Annotated in this window: 17 protein-coding genes; 7 read left to right on the top strand and 10 right to left on the bottom strand. The window is 45.3% G+C overall.

What is annotated here, in order from left to right:
- Positions 1 to 1,196, bottom strand: a 1,196-nt coding sequence (locus A1D16_RS15930) for an MMPL family transporter (RefSeq protein WP_290711285.1), incomplete at its 3' end; no start/stop codon positions are given.
- A 96-nt stretch (positions 1,197 to 1,292) separates the two neighbouring features.
- On the opposite strand from A1D16_RS15930, the gene A1D16_RS15935 reads away from it, so the two are divergent.
- Positions 1,293 to 3,530, top strand: coding sequence for a two-component regulator propeller domain-containing protein (locus A1D16_RS15935; protein ID WP_290711287.1), 2,238 nt, complete (start codon positions 1,293 to 1,295; stop codon positions 3,528 to 3,530).
- 2 nt (positions 3,531 to 3,532) lie between these two features.
- The gene (recO, locus tag A1D16_RS15940) at positions 3,533 to 4,270 is read left to right on the top strand and encodes a DNA repair protein RecO (protein WP_290711289.1); all 738 of its coding nucleotides are present in this window, start codon (positions 3,533 to 3,535) and stop codon (positions 4,268 to 4,270) included.
- Here recO and A1D16_RS15945 read toward each other — a convergent pair.
- A complete protein-coding gene (locus A1D16_RS15945; protein WP_290711291.1) occupies positions 4,267 to 5,409 on the bottom strand; it encodes an amidohydrolase family protein in 1,143 nt (380 codons plus the stop codon). The genes recO and A1D16_RS15945 overlap by 4 nt on opposite strands.
- 79 nt (positions 5,410 to 5,488) lie before the next feature.
- Here A1D16_RS15945 and prfA point away from each other — a divergent pair, with 79 nt between their 5' ends.
- Positions 5,489 to 6,553, top strand: a complete 1,065-nt coding sequence (prfA, locus tag A1D16_RS15950; protein WP_290711293.1) for a peptide chain release factor 1 — start codon at positions 5,489 to 5,491, stop codon at positions 6,551 to 6,553.
- A gap of 437 nt (positions 6,554 to 6,990) precedes the next feature.
- Here prfA and A1D16_RS15955 read toward each other — a convergent pair whose 3' ends face one another.
- The 6 genes from A1D16_RS15955 to A1D16_RS15980 all read right to left on the bottom strand — a co-directional run bounded on the left by A1D16_RS15955 (position 6,991) and on the right by A1D16_RS15980 (position 10,316).
- Complete coding sequence (locus A1D16_RS15955; RefSeq protein ID WP_290711294.1) at positions 6,991 to 7,431, bottom strand: VanZ family protein; 441 nt, start codon at positions 7,429 to 7,431, stop codon at positions 6,991 to 6,993.
- A gap of 9 nt (positions 7,432 to 7,440) precedes the next feature.
- Entirely contained in the window at positions 7,441 to 8,244 is an 804-nt protein-coding gene (locus tag A1D16_RS15960) for an anti-sigma factor (protein WP_290711296.1), read from the bottom strand.
- Positions 8,241 to 8,783 carry a sigma-70 family RNA polymerase sigma factor gene (locus tag A1D16_RS15965; protein ID WP_290711298.1) on the bottom strand — a complete coding sequence of 181 codons (543 nt, stop codon included), beginning with the start codon at positions 8,781 to 8,783 and terminating at the stop codon, positions 8,241 to 8,243. The genes A1D16_RS15960 and A1D16_RS15965 overlap by 4 nt, the downstream gene beginning before the upstream one ends.
- 8 nt (positions 8,784 to 8,791) lie before the next feature.
- A complete protein-coding gene (gene gcvH / locus A1D16_RS15970) occupies positions 8,792 to 9,169 on the bottom strand; it encodes a glycine cleavage system protein GcvH (RefSeq protein WP_290711300.1) in 378 nt (125 codons plus the stop codon).
- A 72-nt stretch (positions 9,170 to 9,241) separates the two neighbouring features.
- On the bottom strand, positions 9,242 to 9,982 hold the full coding sequence (locus tag A1D16_RS15975; RefSeq protein WP_290711302.1) for a peptidylprolyl isomerase: 741 nt from the start codon (positions 9,980 to 9,982) through the stop codon (positions 9,242 to 9,244).
- A complete protein-coding gene (locus A1D16_RS15980) occupies positions 9,972 to 10,316 on the bottom strand; it encodes a hypothetical protein (RefSeq protein ID WP_290711304.1) in 345 nt (114 codons plus the stop codon). Before A1D16_RS15980 ends, A1D16_RS15975 begins: the two co-directional genes overlap by 11 nt.
- Positions 10,317 to 10,368: 52 nt before the next feature.
- Here A1D16_RS15980 and serS point away from each other — a divergent pair, with 52 nt between their 5' ends.
- The 4 genes from serS to A1D16_RS16000 all read left to right on the top strand — a co-directional run bounded on the left by serS (position 10,369) and on the right by A1D16_RS16000 (position 15,113).
- Complete coding sequence (serS, locus tag A1D16_RS15985; RefSeq protein ID WP_290711306.1) at positions 10,369 to 11,637, top strand: serine--tRNA ligase; 1,269 nt, start codon at positions 10,369 to 10,371, stop codon at positions 11,635 to 11,637.
- Between the two features lie 163 nt (positions 11,638 to 11,800).
- A complete protein-coding gene (locus A1D16_RS15990) occupies positions 11,801 to 12,412 on the top strand; it encodes an outer membrane beta-barrel protein (RefSeq protein WP_290711308.1) in 612 nt (203 codons plus the stop codon).
- A 72-nt stretch (positions 12,413 to 12,484) separates the two neighbouring features.
- The gene (locus A1D16_RS15995) at positions 12,485 to 13,900 is read left to right on the top strand and encodes a DUF1800 domain-containing protein (protein ID WP_290711310.1); all 1,416 of its coding nucleotides are present in this window, start codon (positions 12,485 to 12,487) and stop codon (positions 13,898 to 13,900) included.
- Positions 13,901 to 13,916: 16 nt separating this feature from the next.
- Entirely contained in the window at positions 13,917 to 15,113 is a 1,197-nt protein-coding gene (locus tag A1D16_RS16000; RefSeq protein WP_290711312.1) for a DUF1501 domain-containing protein, read from the top strand.
- Here A1D16_RS16000 and A1D16_RS16005 read toward each other — a convergent pair whose 3' ends face one another.
- Together A1D16_RS16005 and A1D16_RS16010 are read right to left on the bottom strand one after the other, a co-directional pair.
- Complete coding sequence (locus tag A1D16_RS16005) at positions 15,114 to 15,851, bottom strand: DUF1080 domain-containing protein (protein ID WP_290711314.1); 738 nt, start codon at positions 15,849 to 15,851, stop codon at positions 15,114 to 15,116. It abuts the gene before it with no gap.
- Positions 15,852 to 15,938: 87 nt separating this feature from the next.
- Positions 15,939 to 17,814 (bottom strand): PKD domain-containing protein (locus A1D16_RS16010; protein ID WP_290711316.1); only part of this gene is annotated, 1,876 nt, incomplete at its 5' end.

A 17,814-nucleotide genomic window follows, 5' to 3' on the forward strand; every position in this document is an offset into this window, starting at 1 on the left:
AGCGACCAGCGTTCCAACCGGTCAAGGATGGCCTGTAGCCATTTATTATCAAGGTATCGGGTATGGCGGCTTTTAGGCGCTTTCAGGTAGCTTAGCACAACCGGTATAAAAATAAAGGAGATCACAAAAATGACCATGATACTGATTCCTGCTACCACCCCAAATTCTTTGAGAATGGCACTTTTGGTAAGTGCAAATACGGCAAAGCCAATAGCTGCAGCAATATTACAGAACAGGGTTACAATACCCATTTTGCCCACCATGGTACGAATAGCTTCTTTCTGAACCCCGGTTTCATTCCAGGATACATGGTATTTATTGAGAAAATAGATGCAGTTTGGAATTCCGATTACCACAATCAACGGAGGAATCAGCGCTGTAAGCAGGGTAATTTTATATCCGATCAATACCTGGATGCCCACACTCCAGATTACCCCCATAATAACCACCGCAAGAGAAATAAGCATGGCGCTGATACTTCTGAAGAAGATCAGCAGTATAACCGCGGATAAAAGAAGCGATCCGATCAGCAGCCATTTCATCTCTTTTGCGATCCTGTCGGCTATCTGGGTCCGGATCAGTGGCAGGCCGCTGTAATGAATCGTAAGCTGATGTTGTTTTCCGAAAGCCTCTACAAGTGTTACCACCTCCTGTATAACCCGGGTGCGGGCAGGTGATGCCATCAGGCCTTTGTTCATACCCAGGGCCATGAGCCAGCTATTTGTGTCGGGATTGTACAAAAGCCCCCTGTAGAAAGGTAAACTTCTGAACAGGACATAGGCGCTGTCAATACTGGCCTGAGAAGCAGTAGTATCCGGAAAAATCCGTACAGATTTTAACTGCTCTGAAGCGCTGTCCTTAACCAGGTTTACAGCACCCGGAATGCCCAGGATAGATTCAACACCAGTAACCTTTTTCAACGATTTCTGAAGCTGCCGGTACGCTTCGAAAACAGGCTGTTCAAACAACCGATCGGTTTGTAGGCCGATTACCAGCATATTACCATCTTCCCCGAATTGTTTTTTAAAGGAGATATAGGCCTGGTATTTAGGATTATCTGTTGGAATAGCTTTTGCAAACTCATAACTCATCTGCACTTTACTGGCATGATACCCCATAAAAGCAGTTGCGAGAAGCAATCCGATGATTAAAACCAGTCTGTTTTTTAATACAAAGGAGCCCAGTTGTTGCCACATTAACTCAAGGTTTTGCTGTTACTGCCCGCAAAGAAAGCCATTTTAGCGCTATAATTCGGTTAAAAGCAGGACTGAAGCGGTTAACTTTGAAAGATTATGCGTCCTGGCAGCTATTTATCCTTCTTCCTGCTCCTGTTTTCACTGACCAGTTTTTCCCAGCCCATCGGAACCTGGCAGGAGCATATTTCTTTTCACGCCGCTATTGGTTTGGGTACCCATGGAAACGATGAATTAATTACCGCGGTACCCCAGGCCATTTTTCGATACCATCCCCAACAGGAAGTATTCAACCGAATCACCAAACTGAATGGCCTGTCGGAAGCTGGTATCCAGGCTTTTCACAGCAGCCCTGCCGCTACCATTGTTGCATACCGGAACAGCCAGCTCGATCTCCTTCAATCGGGCCGTACCCGATCCGTTAATACCCTACGCCTTAGTTCAATTACTACCGACAAAACGATTAATAGTATTTGGCTGAACAATAAAGATTGCCTGCTTGCTACCGGCTTTGGCCTTGCAGTGCTTAACCTGGAGAAAGCAGAAATTGGAGATATTTACCTCGTTGCTGATGGTGGCGCCTACACTAAAATTTCAGCTGTTACTGCCGATCAGGTATACTATTATGCAGCAGGGGAATCAGGTGTTTACCGGGCTGCCCGAACAGGTGTTAACCTGGCTGATTTTCGAAACTGGCGGCAGCTAAGCGGACAAAACGGCTTACCAGCAGGCAGCTATCAACAGGTTCTTAGTTGGAAAGGGGCCATTTATGTACAACAGGCTAACCGGTTGTATAAACAAGACGGATCAGCATTTATTCCCTGGTACGAAGATAACTGGGCCTGGCACCAGGTAGATACCTCCGCCACGGCATTGATGATTTCACAAAAGCAGGGTACAGATGCAAGAGTGCTGCTGTTAAATGAAGCCGCCAGCCAGGTTGGTGAACTAAAAAATTCCCTGATACAATGGCCCCGGCAAGCCTTGTATTTTCAGCAACAATTTTGGGTGGCGGATTCTATCAGCGGACTGCTACAAGTAGATGGCAACAGGGTTTACCAGCATATTCCCAATTCTCCTGCAGGTGTAGGTACCAGTGGGTTACTGGCCGGAAAAACGGGATGGTGGTTAGGGACCGGAACAACACTGAACCAGTTTAAGGAAGCTAACTGGAAACTATATGCCCCGACCCAGCAGAATTGGCCTGCTGACCTGGGAGAAATCGGGCCATTAGCAGAAAACCCAGGCGGCGGGTTATGGATAGGTACCAACAAGGGAGGGCTTTGCTGGTTACAGGAATCCGGGCTGGAAGTATTTAAGGAGAACCTGCTGGAACCATCGGTGCGGGAACCAGGAAACTACAAGGTCGGCGGCCTGGCTATAGACCGGGAACAACGGCTTTGGATTAGTAATGATGAAGCCATCAATGGTTTGGTGGTTCGTTCGCCGGATGGTACAAAACAGGCAATGGCAATACCTTTCTTTTATCCCAACCTGCGGGTCGGAGATCTGCTTGTTGATGACCTGAATCAAAAATGGATTCTTTCGCCCGGTAATGGGGTATTTTGCCTGAATGAGGGCGCCAATATTACCGCTACCGGAGATGATCAATGGAAATACTACCAGGCAGCACCCGGCAATGGTAACCTGCCTTCCAACCGGGTACTTAGTATGGTGAAAGATAAATTCGGATTTATATGGGTGGGTACTGCAGATGGAATTGGTATTATTCAATGCCCGGAACAAGTATTTACCGGGCAGGGATGCGAAGCAATATTGCCAGTAGTACAAAATGATAATTTTGCAGGCTATCTTTTTAAAGGAGAAGCAGTTCAGGCAATGGCAGTGGATGGCGCCAACAGGAAATGGATTGGTACAAAAAACGGCCTGTGGCTGATTAGTGCCGGGGGAGATAAAACACTGCTTCGCTTCACTTCCTTAAATAGCCCTTTGCCGGATAATGATATCAGGAAAATAGCTATTGACCCGGTAAAGGGAACCGTACTAATCTCTACTGCGAAAGGATTGATGGGCTATCAATCTGCTGCTACGGAGGGCGGCACTACTAATGCAACAGTTCTTGTTTACCCTAATCCGGTAAGCCCGGGTTATACAGGGCCTATTGCAATCCGCGGCTTGGTTGCCAACGCTGTTTTTAAAATAACGGATATGAATGGCCGTTTGGTTTACCAGGGCAGGGCTTTAGGTGGACAAGCAATCTGGAATGGTATCGATATCAACGGAAAACGTGTTGCAACAGGCGTTTACCTAGTGTGGATCAGTGATGATAGCAGAAAAGAACAGGCTGTAGCAAAAATTGTATTTATTCAACAATAAACATGAATTTTCATACCAAAGGAATTGTACTCAGGACAGTAAAATATGGAGAAACAAGTGTAATTGTGTCCATTTTTACTGAATTGTTTGGTATGCAATCCTATATTGTAAACGGTGTGCGAAGTTCGTCAAAGAAAGCAGGTACCAAAGCCAACCTGTTTCAACCCGTTGCCTTGCTTGATTTGGTTGTTTATCATCAGGAACAAAAAAATCTGCAACGGATCAAAGAGCATCGTTGGGCTACTTTATACCAGCACTTATTTTTTGATGTATTTAAAGGTTCCGTAGCCACTTATATGGTAGAACTGCTGCAGAAATGTTTAAAACAACCGGAACCCCATCCCGATTTATTTTATTTTATGGAAGATGCATTATTGCACCTGGATCAGGCATCTCCTAAAGTGGTAGCGAACTACCCACTTTTTTTCTCGCTGCACCTTGCAAATTTTTTTGGCTTCAGAATGGTGGATGCCTATGACGATAAACATACAATTCTTGATTTACAGGAGGGCCTGTTCACCGATGAACAACCATTACACACCAATTACCTGGAGGGCTTTAACAGTGAGGTGATAGCGCAGTTGCTTCGTGTAATGCAACCGGGAGAACTGGAACAAATTCATTTACCGGTCAGCACCCGGAGATTTTTGTTACTGCAAATGGAGCTGTACTATTCCCTCCATATTACTGATTTCGGCCAGTTACGCTCCATGCCCGTATTGCAGGAAGTATTGAGTTAAAGCAGCCGTTCAACCTGCCAGTTTTCTAAATGAAGTATACCGGGTTGTTTCCCTTTTTCAAAACTACCCAATGTGCCTTCCATATCAAGTGCCTTTGCTCCGTTAAGCGTAGCCCATTGTAATAATTCATCTATAGAAAGTGAGGGGAATTCAGCAGCCAGTAATTTCATTTCTTCGATTATAGATAGCTGATAGTTAGAAGCCAGGCTGTCTGTTCCAAGTACGATCTTTTCTTTGTTTTCCTGCAATAAATGCAGCGGGGGCATTCTTTCGTTAATGTATTGATTAGCGGAAGGGCATAGGCAGAAAAATACTTCCGGGTGCGGCGCCTGTTTTATAAAATCCAGGTCGTCCTGTGACATGGTAAGGTTATGCACCAATAAAATTTTCCTGCAGTGTTTAAAATAGGGAAAAACGGTTTGCAAACTGCTTACGCCACTGGGTTTGAAAAAGCTGATATCAACTCCTATGGCCCTGAACAATTCAGTCAATTCGGAATGTCCTTGCCGGAAAAAATCCTGTTCTGCAATCGATTCCTGGTTATGCATGCTAAGCAGCTCTTCAGGTGCAGTTTGGGTAATCAGCCGGAATAATTCTGGCGAAACGGAATAAGGGGCATGGGGTACAATACTGGCGGGTCCGGATGCGCGGAATTGTTGCAGCATTTTTTTTGCGGACTCAAATCGTTCAGGGGCAGTAGCGCTAATAAATCCGCTGCATTCGAGGAAGGTATGGTAATGGAGGCGGCTTCTCTTCTTAAGCGCTACAGTATGTGTGGTATTGGCAATATCTCCCACGGCAACAATTCCGTTCTTTTCCATTTCTGTATCGGCATTGTTGATAGCCATCTCAATAAGCTCCGGAGCGGCCTGCCGCAGAGACATGATATTCATCAGAAAGGGCACCATGCCCGAGGATGGCGGAATCTGGCCTTTGAGATGACTCAGTTCAAGGTGGCAATGGGCATTTACAAAACCCGGGCAAAGAATACCCGCCAGCTCCAGGATATCCTCTCCAGCTTCCGAAGGGGAAACAATGCCTTCCACCTTGCCGTCTTTGCTGGTTATCAGCACTGAACCGGGCCGGGCCCAGGAATTTCCGGTAAAAATCTTTGCCGCTTTGAACTTTCGGTAACTCATCCCTTGATTTCTGTTAATTTTGCCAACCTTTTTCAGCCAGATTTGATTCCGGGCTGAAATAGGCATAAAAGTAAGCACTATGTTAGACAAGCTGGAAGCGATCAAGGCAAGATTTATGGATTTAGGTGTTGCCTTAACCAACCCGGAAATTGTAGGGGATAATAAAAAGTTCAGTGCACTCAGTAAGGAATACCGGAGTTTGGAAAAGATCGTACAGCAATACGACCTCTACCGCGGGGTGTTGGCTGATCTGGAAACCTATCGGGAGGCCCTGAACGGAGATGATGAAGAATTGCGGGAACTGGCCAAGGAAGAGCTTCCGTTGCTGGAGCAAAAAGAGGAAACCCTGCAGGCTTTAATACGCCAGATGCTGATTCCAAAAGATCCACAGGACGATAAAAATGCTATTCTGGAAATAAGGGCAGGTACGGGGGGCGATGAAGCTTCTCTATTTGCCGGTTCCCTGCTGAATATGTACCTGCGCTATTGTAACAGCAAGGGCTGGAAAACGTCTATTTTAAGCGAAAGCGAGGGTACTGTAGGAGGTTATAAGGAGGTGAACGTGGAAGTTATTGGAGAAGATGTATATGGCATCCTGAAATTCGAATCGGGTGTACACCGTGTTCAACGGGTACCCGCTACCGAGGCAAGCGGCCGGGTACATACAAGTGCTGCCACCGTGGCTGTTATGCCGGAAGCAGAAGAAGTGGATGTGGAAATCAGGGATGCGGATGTAAAGATGGAAACTTCGCGAAGTGGCGGAGCTGGTGGACAGAACGTTAACAAAGTGGAAACCAAGGTAATGTTAACCCATCTTCCCACTGGTACCGTGGTGATCTGCCAAACAGAAAGAACCCAGCTCGCAAACCGTGAAAAAGCCATGCAAATGCTTCGTACCAAATTATATGAAGAGCAGGTACGTAAACAGGAGGAAGAGATCTCAAGGCATAGAAAAAGCCTGGTTAGCAGTGGCGACAGGAGTGCAAAAATCCGCACTTATAATTTTCCGCAGGGGCGGGTAACCGACCATCGGATCAATTTTACCTCCTACAACCTGGACGCCGTTTTAAACGGCGATATACAAGAGTTCATCGATCGTTTACAATTTGCTGAGAACGCAGAAAAAATGACCCAGCAACAGTAAATTATTTTTGCTATTTCAACCGATTTGTGGTAAATTCAGTAGGTAAGCAGGTGGATACGGTTTAACTGTATTTTTTACACCTAAATCTTGGTTTTAGGAAATTCATATACCCGGTTTAGGGTATTCAAACGTTTGCATAATCCTACGAAACCAGTCGTGGTGCGGGCTCCGTGTTAATTATTTTAAAAATCAAACTGGCACTGATAAAAGAGCGGAGATACTGTCGTTACTTTGTGGTATCAACGAAAGAGAGATGATTGAATAGGGGTAAAGGTAAATTTCAAAGTTCTTTAACGATTCGGAGCACACTATTTGGATGTTTTAATCGTTCTATTATTAAGTAAGCAGATTTAAATTTTTGACTCTCACTTAAGCAGTCAATTTTCTCATAAGCAGTTAGTTTTGGTTACGGCCCCTGTTTCCACAGGGGCCTTTTTTTATCTGGAAACGGGCGATCTCAGTTCCGGTACATCGGTGGCATCGGTACGTTTTATTTTTTTGTTGAGCCATAGTCCGCCTGCCAACCCTCCAATTGCGCCAATTGAATCGGCCAGCGCATCATACCAGTCAAAATCACGGTGAATCAGCGGTGATGCCTGAATAAATTCAATGATAATACCATCTCCAATGGCCAGCAATACCACAATAAAATTCCATGTTTTTTTCTGATGGATGGTTAGATCATCTTTGAGATTGAAGAAGAGTATCCAACTGGCAACCATTACAAAATACAGGGTAAAATGCACCGCTTTATCTGCGTGAGGAATGAGTTCAATTTTTTTTTCTGAAAAACTTGTTCCAGGTAATAAGAGAAGAAAATGGACCAGAACCAACCAGATTAACGGAAAATTTCTTTTCTCAAAAAACGAATGCAACATTGCTATAAGTTATACTTTTCCCAGCACATACATGGCAGTGAGGGTCGGGCTGGGACTGCCTCCTGCTTGTTCCAGGGTGATGGCAAAAGCTTCTGCTTTGGGGATATTCTTCATTTTCACAAGTCCCTCTTTTGGCTCAAGATCAATCATACCTGCATCCACTGGTTTACCATCAACGATTGCCCAGAGCTGATATTGTTTGCCGGCGGCAGGTTTCGGTAATTGGTTTACCAGTAGGTAAACTTCTGCCGAAGCTGGGTTCCAGTAAACGGTGGTAAGGCTATTGCTGTTATTAACAGCCGTCATTTTGATGGGTTGCACATTCGGGTTGCGAATCCTTCCCAGGTCAGTTTCCAGCTGGTTTAAGCGGGTTTGAATGCTGTTGCTGTTTTCAGCAAGTTGTTGCTGCTGCGCCAATAGATCCTTGTAGAGCAGCGCGGAACGCTGGTACCGGTTATACAGGTATATATTTAGGGCTGCACTTCCGGCCAGTAAAATCAGGGAAGCCGCCGCCAGGTATTTTTTCCATCCGGAGGAAGGGTTTTTTTCCAGGGTAATAACCGGCGCAGGGGCAGTAGTAGTACCTGGCTCGTTCTTCAGGGCAGAAAAAATTGATTCTCGTAAAGCAGGGGGAGGTGTTACAGCCCCGGCCATAGCACTGGCTTCAAGGCTGGCTTCAAAGGCCTCGCGGGCAGCCAGCACCTCAGGATAGGTTGCGCACATGCGCTCCAGTTCCTGCTGTTCGCCAGCATCCGCCAGTCCCAGCACACAGCTTTCTATGCTGCCACTTTCTATGTATTCCTGCACGTTCACGTTACAATTTTTCTAAGTTGCAGCAATGCGGCACGGATTCTGGTTTTCACTGTACCCAGGGGTATCTGTAGCAGCGTTGCTATTTCATCATGCGTATAACCTTTTAAATAAGCCAGGTCAATCAGCACCCGGTGTTCTTCTTTTAACTGGCCGATTACTTTCGATAAACCAATATGATCGATCTGGCTTATGGTACTGTTATCCGCATTTGTATCTACGTTGGAATCCAGTTCCCGGTTTTTCTGGCTGTTCTGATAGGCTTTGGAACGCGTCATATCAATAGCCGCATTCCGGGCAATATTCAGCATCCAGGTAAAAAGCCGTCCCTTGGAGGAATCGTAGGTTTCAATACGGCGCCAGATATTTAAAAATACTTCCTGTAATATATCCGATGCCAGGGCCTGATCGGGGATAATCTGTAAGATTACACCGTTTAAGGCAGCTGCATAGTGGTCATAGAGGTAACGAAAAGCCGTTTCCTCTTTTTGCCTTAATCGGGCAACCAATTCAGGTTCCTGGTATGTGATGGCAGTTGTCAATGGGGGGATTATCCGATCAGGGTCTGGTATCCTTCCGCATCCAATAATGCTGCTACATCAGCCGGGTTAGCTACCGTCATTTTAATCATCCAGCCCTCTCCATAAGGATCCGAGTTTACCAGTTCAGGGTTGGCCGAAAGTGCAGGATTTACTTCATTGATAGTACCCGCAACCGGCAGAAACAGGTCAGAAACGGTTTTTACTGCTTCCACTGTGCCAAACACTGCTTCTGCTTCCAGGGTTTTGCCCACTGTTTCAATTTCCACATATACGATATCGCCCAATTCTCCCTGAGCAAAATCTGTAATTCCGATGGTTGCAATAGAACCTTCCAGTCTTACCCATTCGTGGTCTTTGGTAAAGCGTAATTCTGCGGGGATATTCATGCGTTGAAATTTTGTCTTGCAAATAAAGGATGATTTTGTGGAATTTGGAAGTTTGACAGAACAAGTTTGCGGTTAATTCCTCCGTACCAGGCGGGCTTTAATGATTTTAACCGGTTGAAGGGGGCGATCGCCTCCATTTTTACCGGATGTATTAACGGCAGCAATCGAATCTACGACGGCTAATCCAGCCCTCACTTCCCCAAAAATGGTATAAGCCTGATCAAGATGAGGGGCTCCTCCGATTGTTTTATAAACCTCCCTTTGAGCCGGACTTATTTTTCTGCCATTAAGCCGGTAGATTTCGACAGAATCCAGTCCGGCATCCGTAAAAATACGTCCCTGTACAATGTAAAACTGGCTGCCGCTGCTGGCTCTTGCCGGATTTACCTGGTCGCCGGTACGGGCAGCTGCCAAGGCGCCTTTCTGATGAAAATAAGCTGGACGGATTTCAGCGGGAATGGTGTAGCCGGGGCCACCGTTTCCCAATCGGGTGGTATCTGCTGCATTTTTCGATGCCGGATCCCCGGCCTGTATCATAAATTGCTGGATAACCCGGTGAAAAACCTGTTCGTCGTAATAACGAGCGCGCACCAACTGCAGGAAATTATCGCGGTGCAAGGGCGTTTCATCAAATAACCGAAGCACCAGGGTGCCCTTACTGGTTACCAGTTCTACGTCCCTGTTTTTAAAGCGTGCCGGAAGTGCTTTCCCCGCTTTAGGACTGCAACCGGTTAATTGTATCAGTAAGAATGCCGGAAGTAAAAAAAATGCCGCCCATTTTTTAACGCCATTTTTTTGCGGTTTATAATCCATGTTTATCAAAATACAGTAAAACATGATCTTTCAGAAATAATTCCTGCTCATGCGGAGGAAGGATAGGCAGGTCTTTTAACTGCCTGAAATGCGGCCAGCCATCACCATCAAGCCCTTCCTGCTCATAAAAGCCGCTTTGAGCCAACAGGGCGCAAACGGCCACATGCATGAGATCCTGCTTTTGTTCTTTACTGAATTTTTCCTGTATAGTGCCGAGTTCCTGTATTCCTATCAAAAATAATATCGTTTCCATATCGGGCTTCTTGCCGAAACGCTCTACCAGCTTTGCTTCCAGGTTCCACCAGCGTACCTGCAAATCGTCTTGTACATTCATGCTGCAAAGATAACCGCCTCACCGGCTTATATTTGCGTCAAATTCAAAATAGATGTTACAGGTGAATTTTATCAGGCAACAGGCTGATTTTGTAAAGGAGCGACTGGCGGTAAAGCATTTTACCCGGTTAAACCTGATCGATGAGCTGATTGAACTTGATGAGAAAAGAAGAAAACTCCAGTTTGAACGCGATGAACTGCAAAGCAAGGTAAATGCGGCATCAAAAGAGATCGGTCAACTGATGAAGTCGGGCAAAAAAGAAGAAGCAGAAGCCTTTAAGGCTGAAGTGGCCGCTATTAAACTGAAGATGGAAGACACTTCGGCCCTGACTGAACTGGAAACAGCAGTGCATTCAATTTTGGTACAGTTGCCCAACCTGCCGGCTGCTTCGGTTCCTCTCGGTCGGTCGCCTGAAGAAAATGTAGTGGTGCGTGAAGGTGGGGTAATTCCTGTGTTATACCCGGGCGCCAAACCACATTGGGACCTGGTAGCAGAATATGGGCTGATTGATTTTGAACTTGGGAATAAAATAACCGGAAGCGGTTTCCCGGTATATAAAAACAAAGGCGCCAAATTACAGCGCGCACTGATCAGCTATTTCCTGGATTACAATACAGCGGCTGGTTACACAGAATATTTACCACCGCATATGGTAAATGAAGCATCGGCCTATGGTACCGGTCAATTGCCGGATAAAGAAGGGCAAATGTATCATGCCGTAGCAGATAACTTTTACCTGATTCCCACGGCTGAAGTACCGGTAACCAATATTTATCGGGATGAAATCCTGAACGGAAACGAACTGCCGGTGAAAATGACGGCTTATACACCTTGTTTTCGTAGGGAGGCAGGAAGTTATGGAAAAGATGTCCGCGGATTGAACCGCTTACACCAGTTCGATAAAGTGGAAGTAGTACAGTTGGTACATCCGGATAAAAGTTATGAAGTATTGGAAGACATGGTGCTGCATGTTGAAAAACTCTTGCAAAACCTGGAATTACCCTACCGGATCCTCCGTTTATGCGGTGGTGATATGGGATTCACGTCTGCGCTTACCTATGATTTTGAAGTGTATAGTGCGGCTCAGCAAAAATGGCTGGAAGTGAGTTCTGTTTCTAATTTTGAAGCCTATCAAACCAACCGTATGAAAATTCGTTTCAAGGACGGGGCAGGTAAAACACAATTAGTGCATTCACTGAATGGTAGTTCTATGGCATTGCCGAGAATTGTAGCAGCTTTATTGGAAAACAACCAAACAGCAGAAGGCATCCGCCTGCCGGAAGCCGTACAGCCTTATTTTGGCGCAGCAATGATTCAATGATTTTTTGAATAGAACACCAAAAAATCCGTGGAGACAACCACGGATTTTTTTTGCTGCACCGCAATTGAAATTTGCATACTTTCTAACATAAATCGAGGTTAAAAGGAAAACTGAACTTGTATAGGTTAACTGCTTGTTCCAATTTGCACAAAAGTTTATGCACATGAAACAAATTATTACTTGCCTTGGTTTTTTTGCAATTGTATCGGTGGCCAATGCACAGGTTCCGAAAGGAAGTTTACTGGTTGGCGGAACAATGGGAATGAATTCGAACAATGTTTCGTCCGGATCTGGTTCGGGTAATACCAGTTCCAATTTTTCCATCGCCCCCCGAATTAGTTATGCAGTAGCAAATAACCTCTTGCTCAGTGGGAAAGCCGGCTTTGACTTTAATCAGACTAAATACGAAAACGGGCAAAACCTTAAAAACAATGGGGTGAACCTGGGGCTATTTGCTAAGAAACTTATTCCAATCAAAGGTGCTTTTGGCTGGTATCCTGAACTGGGTGTAAGTGTATTTACCGGTAAACAGCAATACCTTAATGTAGTTGGGCAGCGCGTAGAAATGCATAATAAAGGATTCTCTACGGGTATTACTCCCGGACTTTATTACCAGGCAGGCTCGCGTTTCCTGGTGAATGTAGAATTTGGAGGACTACAGTTCAGTAGTTCAAGATCGGAAAATGAGTCTAACGACCTCATTAATAAAACCCGGGGAATAGGGTTCAGTTTATTCCAAACCTTTCAGTTGGGTTTTGATTTTATTATTAAATAATTTTTTTAGGGCAGGTATACATTGATTAAACGGATCGGTTTTTGCAGAGTCTAATCAATAAATACACTTGCATTGGCAGACGCTCAAACAAAAATTCAACATCTTACCTGGCGAGCAGGATTTGGTCCCCGAGCAGCAGATTTAAAGCGGCTTAGAAATTCTGGCCTCAATGAATTTCAACAGCGTTTTTTTAAAGCTTCCGCTGGAACCCCTTCATTTCTGGAGGCACTTTCCAATCCGGTCGAAGAAGGCTCTATGGAGGATGTTTTCCCAAAAAAGAGGCAGGTTACGGAACAGGAACGAAAGGACCGAAAACAAGTCCATTTTGAAGCAATAAAGAAGCTGAACCGGCTTTGGCTGGCGGAGATGATCAACAGTGATGCGCAGCTTCGGGAAAAAATGGCATTTTTCTGGCACGACCATTTTGCCTGCAGGACAGGGAATGCCCTGCACCTGCAGCAATACCTGCATATTCTTCGTACAAACGCATTGGGTAAATTTTCTGATCTATTAGTAGCAGTAAGTAAATCTGCCGCTATGATTAACTACCTGAACTCAAATCTGAATAAAAAAGGGAAACCGAATGAGAATTTTGCCAGGGAGGTAATGGAACTCTTTAGTATTGGTAAAGGTAATTATACGGAAGACGATGTAAAAGAAGCTGCCCGTGCGTTTACAGGTTGGACTACGGATTATGAAGGCAGGTTTATTTTCAAAGCTGAACAACACGATGCCGGTAGTAAGAAATTTTTAGGGCATACAGGTAATTTTAGCGGAGACGATATTCTGCAACTCTTATTAAAGGAAAAAAATACTGCCCGCTTTATTGTCGAAAAAATTTATCGCTATTTTGTTAACGAAATTACGGATGATAAGCGGGTGAACCAGCTTACTGATACGTTTTATACGTCGGGATACGATATCGGAAAATTGATGTATTCGATTTTTTCGTCTGAATGGTTTTTTCGTCCGGAACATATTGGCAGCCGGATAAAATCGCCCATTGAATTATGGGTTGGCATCAATCGCCAATTGCCGATGCAGTTTTCAGATCCGGATGCCGCCTTTGGATTTCAACGAGTACTGGGGCAGGTATTGTTTCAACCTCCCAACGTAGCGGGCTGGCCTTCAGGAAATGCCTGGATAGATAGCAGCTCACTGATGTTTCGATTAAGATTGCCCCTGGTGTTAAGTGCCGGAACCTCTATCGATGTTTCGTCAAAGCCGGATGATGATATTCAAATGGGAAAAAAAGATCAGCCTGTACGAGGAATGAGAGCAACTATTCAGTGGGCCGCCTATTTTAATGTTTTCAAGGATGCCGGCAGTAAAGAATTGCCGGCGCTTTTAAACAGGTTTCTGCTTCAGACAAGCACTGGTCCAAGCGAAACTATCCTGGAAAAATATAGCAAGAATGATAGCCGGGAGGCTTTTCTTTCAAGCAGGAGCCTATTGCTTATGCAATGCCCGGAATATCAATATTGTTAACCTGATTCTGTATACCATGCTTATTAAAAGAAGATCTTTTATTAAAGGAAGCAGCCTGGCTACGGCTTCTTTACTTGTACCCAGGTTTTTACAGGCATTTGGAGTAAATGAAAAAGTTCCTGCCGGCAATAAAGTATTGGTGGTATTGCAATTAAGTGGAGGCAACGACGGGCTCAATACCGTTATACCATACCGCAATGACATATACTACAAAGCAAGGCCATCTATCGGTATAGCGCGTGATAAAGCGATTCAGTTGAATGAAGAGGCAGGCTTACATCCGGCGCTTCCTTTTTTGGGTGAATTATATAAAGAGGGGCAGTTGAGTATTCTGAATAGTGTTGGTTATCCCGAACCGGATCGGTCTCATTTCCGGAGTATGGATATCTGGCATACCGCCAGCAATGCCGATGAATATTTACAAACCGGATGGTTAGGCAGGTTGCTTGATGAGGAATGTAAAAACTGTTCTCATTATACACAGGCCGTGGAGATCGATGAAATGTTAAGTATTGCATTGAAGGGCAAAAAAAGGAATGGATTTGCATTCCGTGACCCTCGTAAGCTCTACCAGGCCAGCCGATCTCCTTATATGGAAGATATTATACGGGCACATGCATCGGAGCATGCCGATCAAACAGCGTCTTATCTTTATAAAACCCTGGCTGATACCAAAAAGAGCGCATCCTATATCTACGAAAATAGCTTACAGGTTGCTACCGGCACCTATCCATCGACCGAATTGGGAAGGAATTTGAAAACAGTTGCTTCTCTGATTCTTTCCGATATCAACACTAAAGTCTACTATGTGTCTATTGGAAGTTTTGATACGCATGTGGGGCAGGATGTACAGCAGACTAAATTGTTTCGTCAAATTAATGAAGCCCTTCAGGCTTTTGTAGGCGATTTGAAAAAAAATAAGCGCTTTGAAGATGTATTGGTAATGAGTTTTTCTGAATTTGGAAGAAGGGTAGCGCAGAATTCAGGCAAGGGAACAGACCATGGAACGGCTAATAATATGTTTTTTATATCTGGCGGATTGAAACAAAAAGGGCTATTGAATGAGCTGGATGATCTAAGGGCGCTACGCATGGGAGATCTTCAGTATAAGGTTGATTTCCGGCGGGTCTATGCTACCGTTCTTCAGAACTGGTTGAATGTGAAAGCGGAGCCGATTCTGGGAAATACCTTCGAACCGCTCCGCTTTGTATGATCAGAGTTTACGTAACCAGATATTCCGGAAACTTACGGGATTGCCATGGTCCTGAAGTTTGATTCCGAGAGGACCATGTTTTTTGTAAGTCGCCAGGCCTATATACTCCGTGGCGCCGGCAATGGTTGTGTTGTTTTGCACCAGTATATTATTATGCAAAACGGTAATTTTTGCGGGTGATTTGAGCATTCCATTGTCGTGAAAACGAGGCGCGGTAAAAATTACATCATAGGTCTGCCACTCTCCCGGACCCTTGCAGGCATTCACTAATGGCATGGTTTGTTTATAGATGCTTCCTGCCTGTCCATTAGAATAGGTTGTACTGCCATAACTATCAAGAACCTGTAGTTCGTATTGTTCCATAAGGAATATACCACTGTTCCCCCGGCCCTGTCCGTCTCCCTCCACTTTAGCAGGTGTTCTCCATTCTACATGGAGTTGAAAATCTTCAAATTGTTGTTTTGTTTTGATATCGCCGGTTCCTGCTTTTACGGTGAGGATACCGTTTTCAACCAACCAGCCGGCCGGAGAACTGCCATCTTTGGCACTTACCCATTCTGAAAGATTTTTTCCATCAAAAAGAACGATGGCATCAGAAGGCGCCTGTGCGGAGGACCCCGGGTTGATCACTGGCGGAACAGGTTTCCATTGTTCGCTTAGTTTGGGGTCGCCCTGGGCCACACATGCACTGAGGCTGCCGATAATAGCCAGGGACAGCAAGAAGGATTGCTTTTTCATATTAATTGCTTGCATATCGTTAACGAATAAGTGTTATAATGTCGTTTAAAAATACGGAATCCCTCTCAGTTTCAAACAAAGATCCTTTTAGCGGATCAGCTGGAAACTGCCTTTTTTACGGTACACATTACCGTTATAGTCCTCTCCGCTGATCATCCATACATAGGTGCCTGATGGTTGGGAAATACCATGTAGGGTACCATCCCAGCCATCGGTATTTAATCCATCATGAATTAATTGCCCCAGGCGGTTATAAATTCGGAAATAATCAAGTTTCCGCATTCCAATGGCAAGGAAGGTAAACCGGTCATTTTTTCCGTCTCCATTGGGCGTAAATGCATTCGGAATATACAAATCCGGTCCTTTAAATACCCGCACATAGAGTGAGTCGACCGTTGCGCAACCAATATCTGTATAGGTAGTAAGTACCAGTGTTGTGGGCCGGTCAAGGCTTACCACCGGATTTGGGAGTGCCGGGTCCGAAAATAATCCTCCTGGCGACCAGCTATAATATTGCCCTCCGGACCCATTTAATTGAAGGGGTTGGTTAATGGCTGCAATGGTATCTCTGCCGGCATAGGCCTTGGTTTGAAAAAAGCTGGCAATATGCTGAAGGGGATCACTCCAGCACCCGTTTGCGCCCCGCCCACTCAGGCGGATCGGATAGTCTCCCGGATTCTTGCTAAAAAGCCGGAAACGATCTGTTCCTGCATTTCCCAGCTGGCTGGACCAGGCCCATTCTACCACGGGGTTGCTGGCCAGGTTTGAAAATGCTTCCAGTTCGGCCTCATCTCCCACACAGGTAGCGCTAATGGGTGTAGACAGGCTGATTACTGGTTTATCCAGTAGATGAATTATTTTTTCTATTGGTGGGGATTCACAGCCTTCCTTTGTTTTCACGCTTAATCGGATGGGTACCTGGGCCGGGCTATTTATGGATAGTTCCGGCGGCGATTGTCCGGTTAAGACCTGCCCGTTGATCAGCCAGTTCCATTCGGTAATAGTGCCAAATTCTACGGCAGACCGATCAATGGGTTGAATAACCGTAGCCCCGCAAATGGTGTCGGGTATCAGGAAATCAGGTTCGGGAATTGATCCGATGGTTATTACCTGGCGGAAGGTATCAGACCAGCAACCGTCATTTCCAAGAATGGCTGCGGAAATCGTATAATTTCCGGGTTGGGAATAGGTATGTGAAGGCGGGTCTTTTTGACTATAGGTAGTGCCATCTCCATAGTTCCAGTACCAGGCTACAATATAGCCGAAGGAAGTAGAAAGATCTGCCAACTGAATTTCCTGTGGCGCACAGGTTTCGGGTGCAGGAAGCAATTCAAAGCCCGCTTTGAGCCTTGTGCAAAACCGTTGGTGATTGTTAGATCCGCCGGTGGCGGAAGTAAATCCCCAAAAGACAGAAGGATTGCCGCCAAAAACCTCTGCCACCAGATCAACATTGGCAGTAACCCGCAGTTCATTATCCATATAAGCCGAAAGGACTTTATTGGCTGCATCCCATTGTATGGTAAATGCATGCCATTGACAGTCTTCAATATTGTCCTTATTTAGGATAGCGGAAACTGGTCCGGCCAGGTTATCAGCACCACCATGTTGAATGATGCCGTTGCGTTGTATGCTGATATGGTCGAATGGCGGATCGTTGTTTTCACTGTTTTGCCAGGTATCAATTTCAATGGCAATGGAAGGGCGTACGCCGTCATATCCGATACCCCCACCCTGGGTACCGATATTGGTGGATATGGGCTGTAACATAAAAACCATCCCATCTGCTCCATCACTGTCTTTGCAACCCAGGTTTACTTCAAACTTGAATTCGAAGGAGTTGGAAAGACTAATTGTATTCATGTTCCACACAGAACCGGACTGGTTATTGACCGCATTGGTGAGGGTATAACAATTGCAGTTTTCTTTGAAGGCCGAACCGTTGAGGTGGTAGGGCGGATCAATG

Origin of the sequence: Flavihumibacter sp. CACIAM 22H1 (assembly GCF_001601815.1) — a bacterium.
Lineage (GTDB): Bacteria > Bacteroidota > Bacteroidia > Chitinophagales > Chitinophagaceae > Flavihumibacter.

Bases quoted from the DNA above. Each gene is read 5' to 3' on its own strand.
- A1D16_RS15935 (WP_290711287.1), top strand. From the start codon at position 1,293: ATGCGTCCTGGCAGCTATTTATCCTTCTTCCTGCTCCTGTTTTCACTG.
- recO (WP_290711289.1), top strand. From the start codon at position 3,533: ATGAATTTTCATACCAAAGGAATTGTACTCAGGACAGTAAAATATGGA.
- A1D16_RS15945 (WP_290711291.1), bottom strand. From the start codon at position 5,409: ATGAGTTACCGAAAGTTCAAAGCGGCAAAGATTTTTACCGGAAATTCC.
- prfA (WP_290711293.1), top strand. From the start codon at position 5,489: ATGTTAGACAAGCTGGAAGCGATCAAGGCAAGATTTATGGATTTAGGT.
- A1D16_RS15955 (WP_290711294.1), bottom strand. From the start codon at position 7,431: ATGTTGCATTCGTTTTTTGAGAAAAGAAATTTTCCGTTAATCTGGTTG.
- gcvH (WP_290711300.1), bottom strand. From the start codon at position 9,169: ATGAATATCCCCGCAGAATTACGCTTTACCAAAGACCACGAATGGGTA.
- A1D16_RS15975 (WP_290711302.1), bottom strand. From the start codon at position 9,982: ATGGATTATAAACCGCAAAAAAATGGCGTTAAAAAATGGGCGGCATTT.
- A1D16_RS15980 (WP_290711304.1), bottom strand. From the start codon at position 10,316: ATGAATGTACAAGACGATTTGCAGGTACGCTGGTGGAACCTGGAAGCA.
- serS (WP_290711306.1), top strand. From the start codon at position 10,369: ATGTTACAGGTGAATTTTATCAGGCAACAGGCTGATTTTGTAAAGGAG.
- A1D16_RS15990 (WP_290711308.1), top strand. From the start codon at position 11,801: ATGAAACAAATTATTACTTGCCTTGGTTTTTTTGCAATTGTATCGGTG.
- A1D16_RS16000 (WP_290711312.1), top strand. From the start codon at position 13,917: ATGCTTATTAAAAGAAGATCTTTTATTAAAGGAAGCAGCCTGGCTACG.
- A1D16_RS16005 (WP_290711314.1), bottom strand. From the start codon at position 15,851: ATGAAAAAGCAATCCTTCTTGCTGTCCCTGGCTATTATCGGCAGCCTC.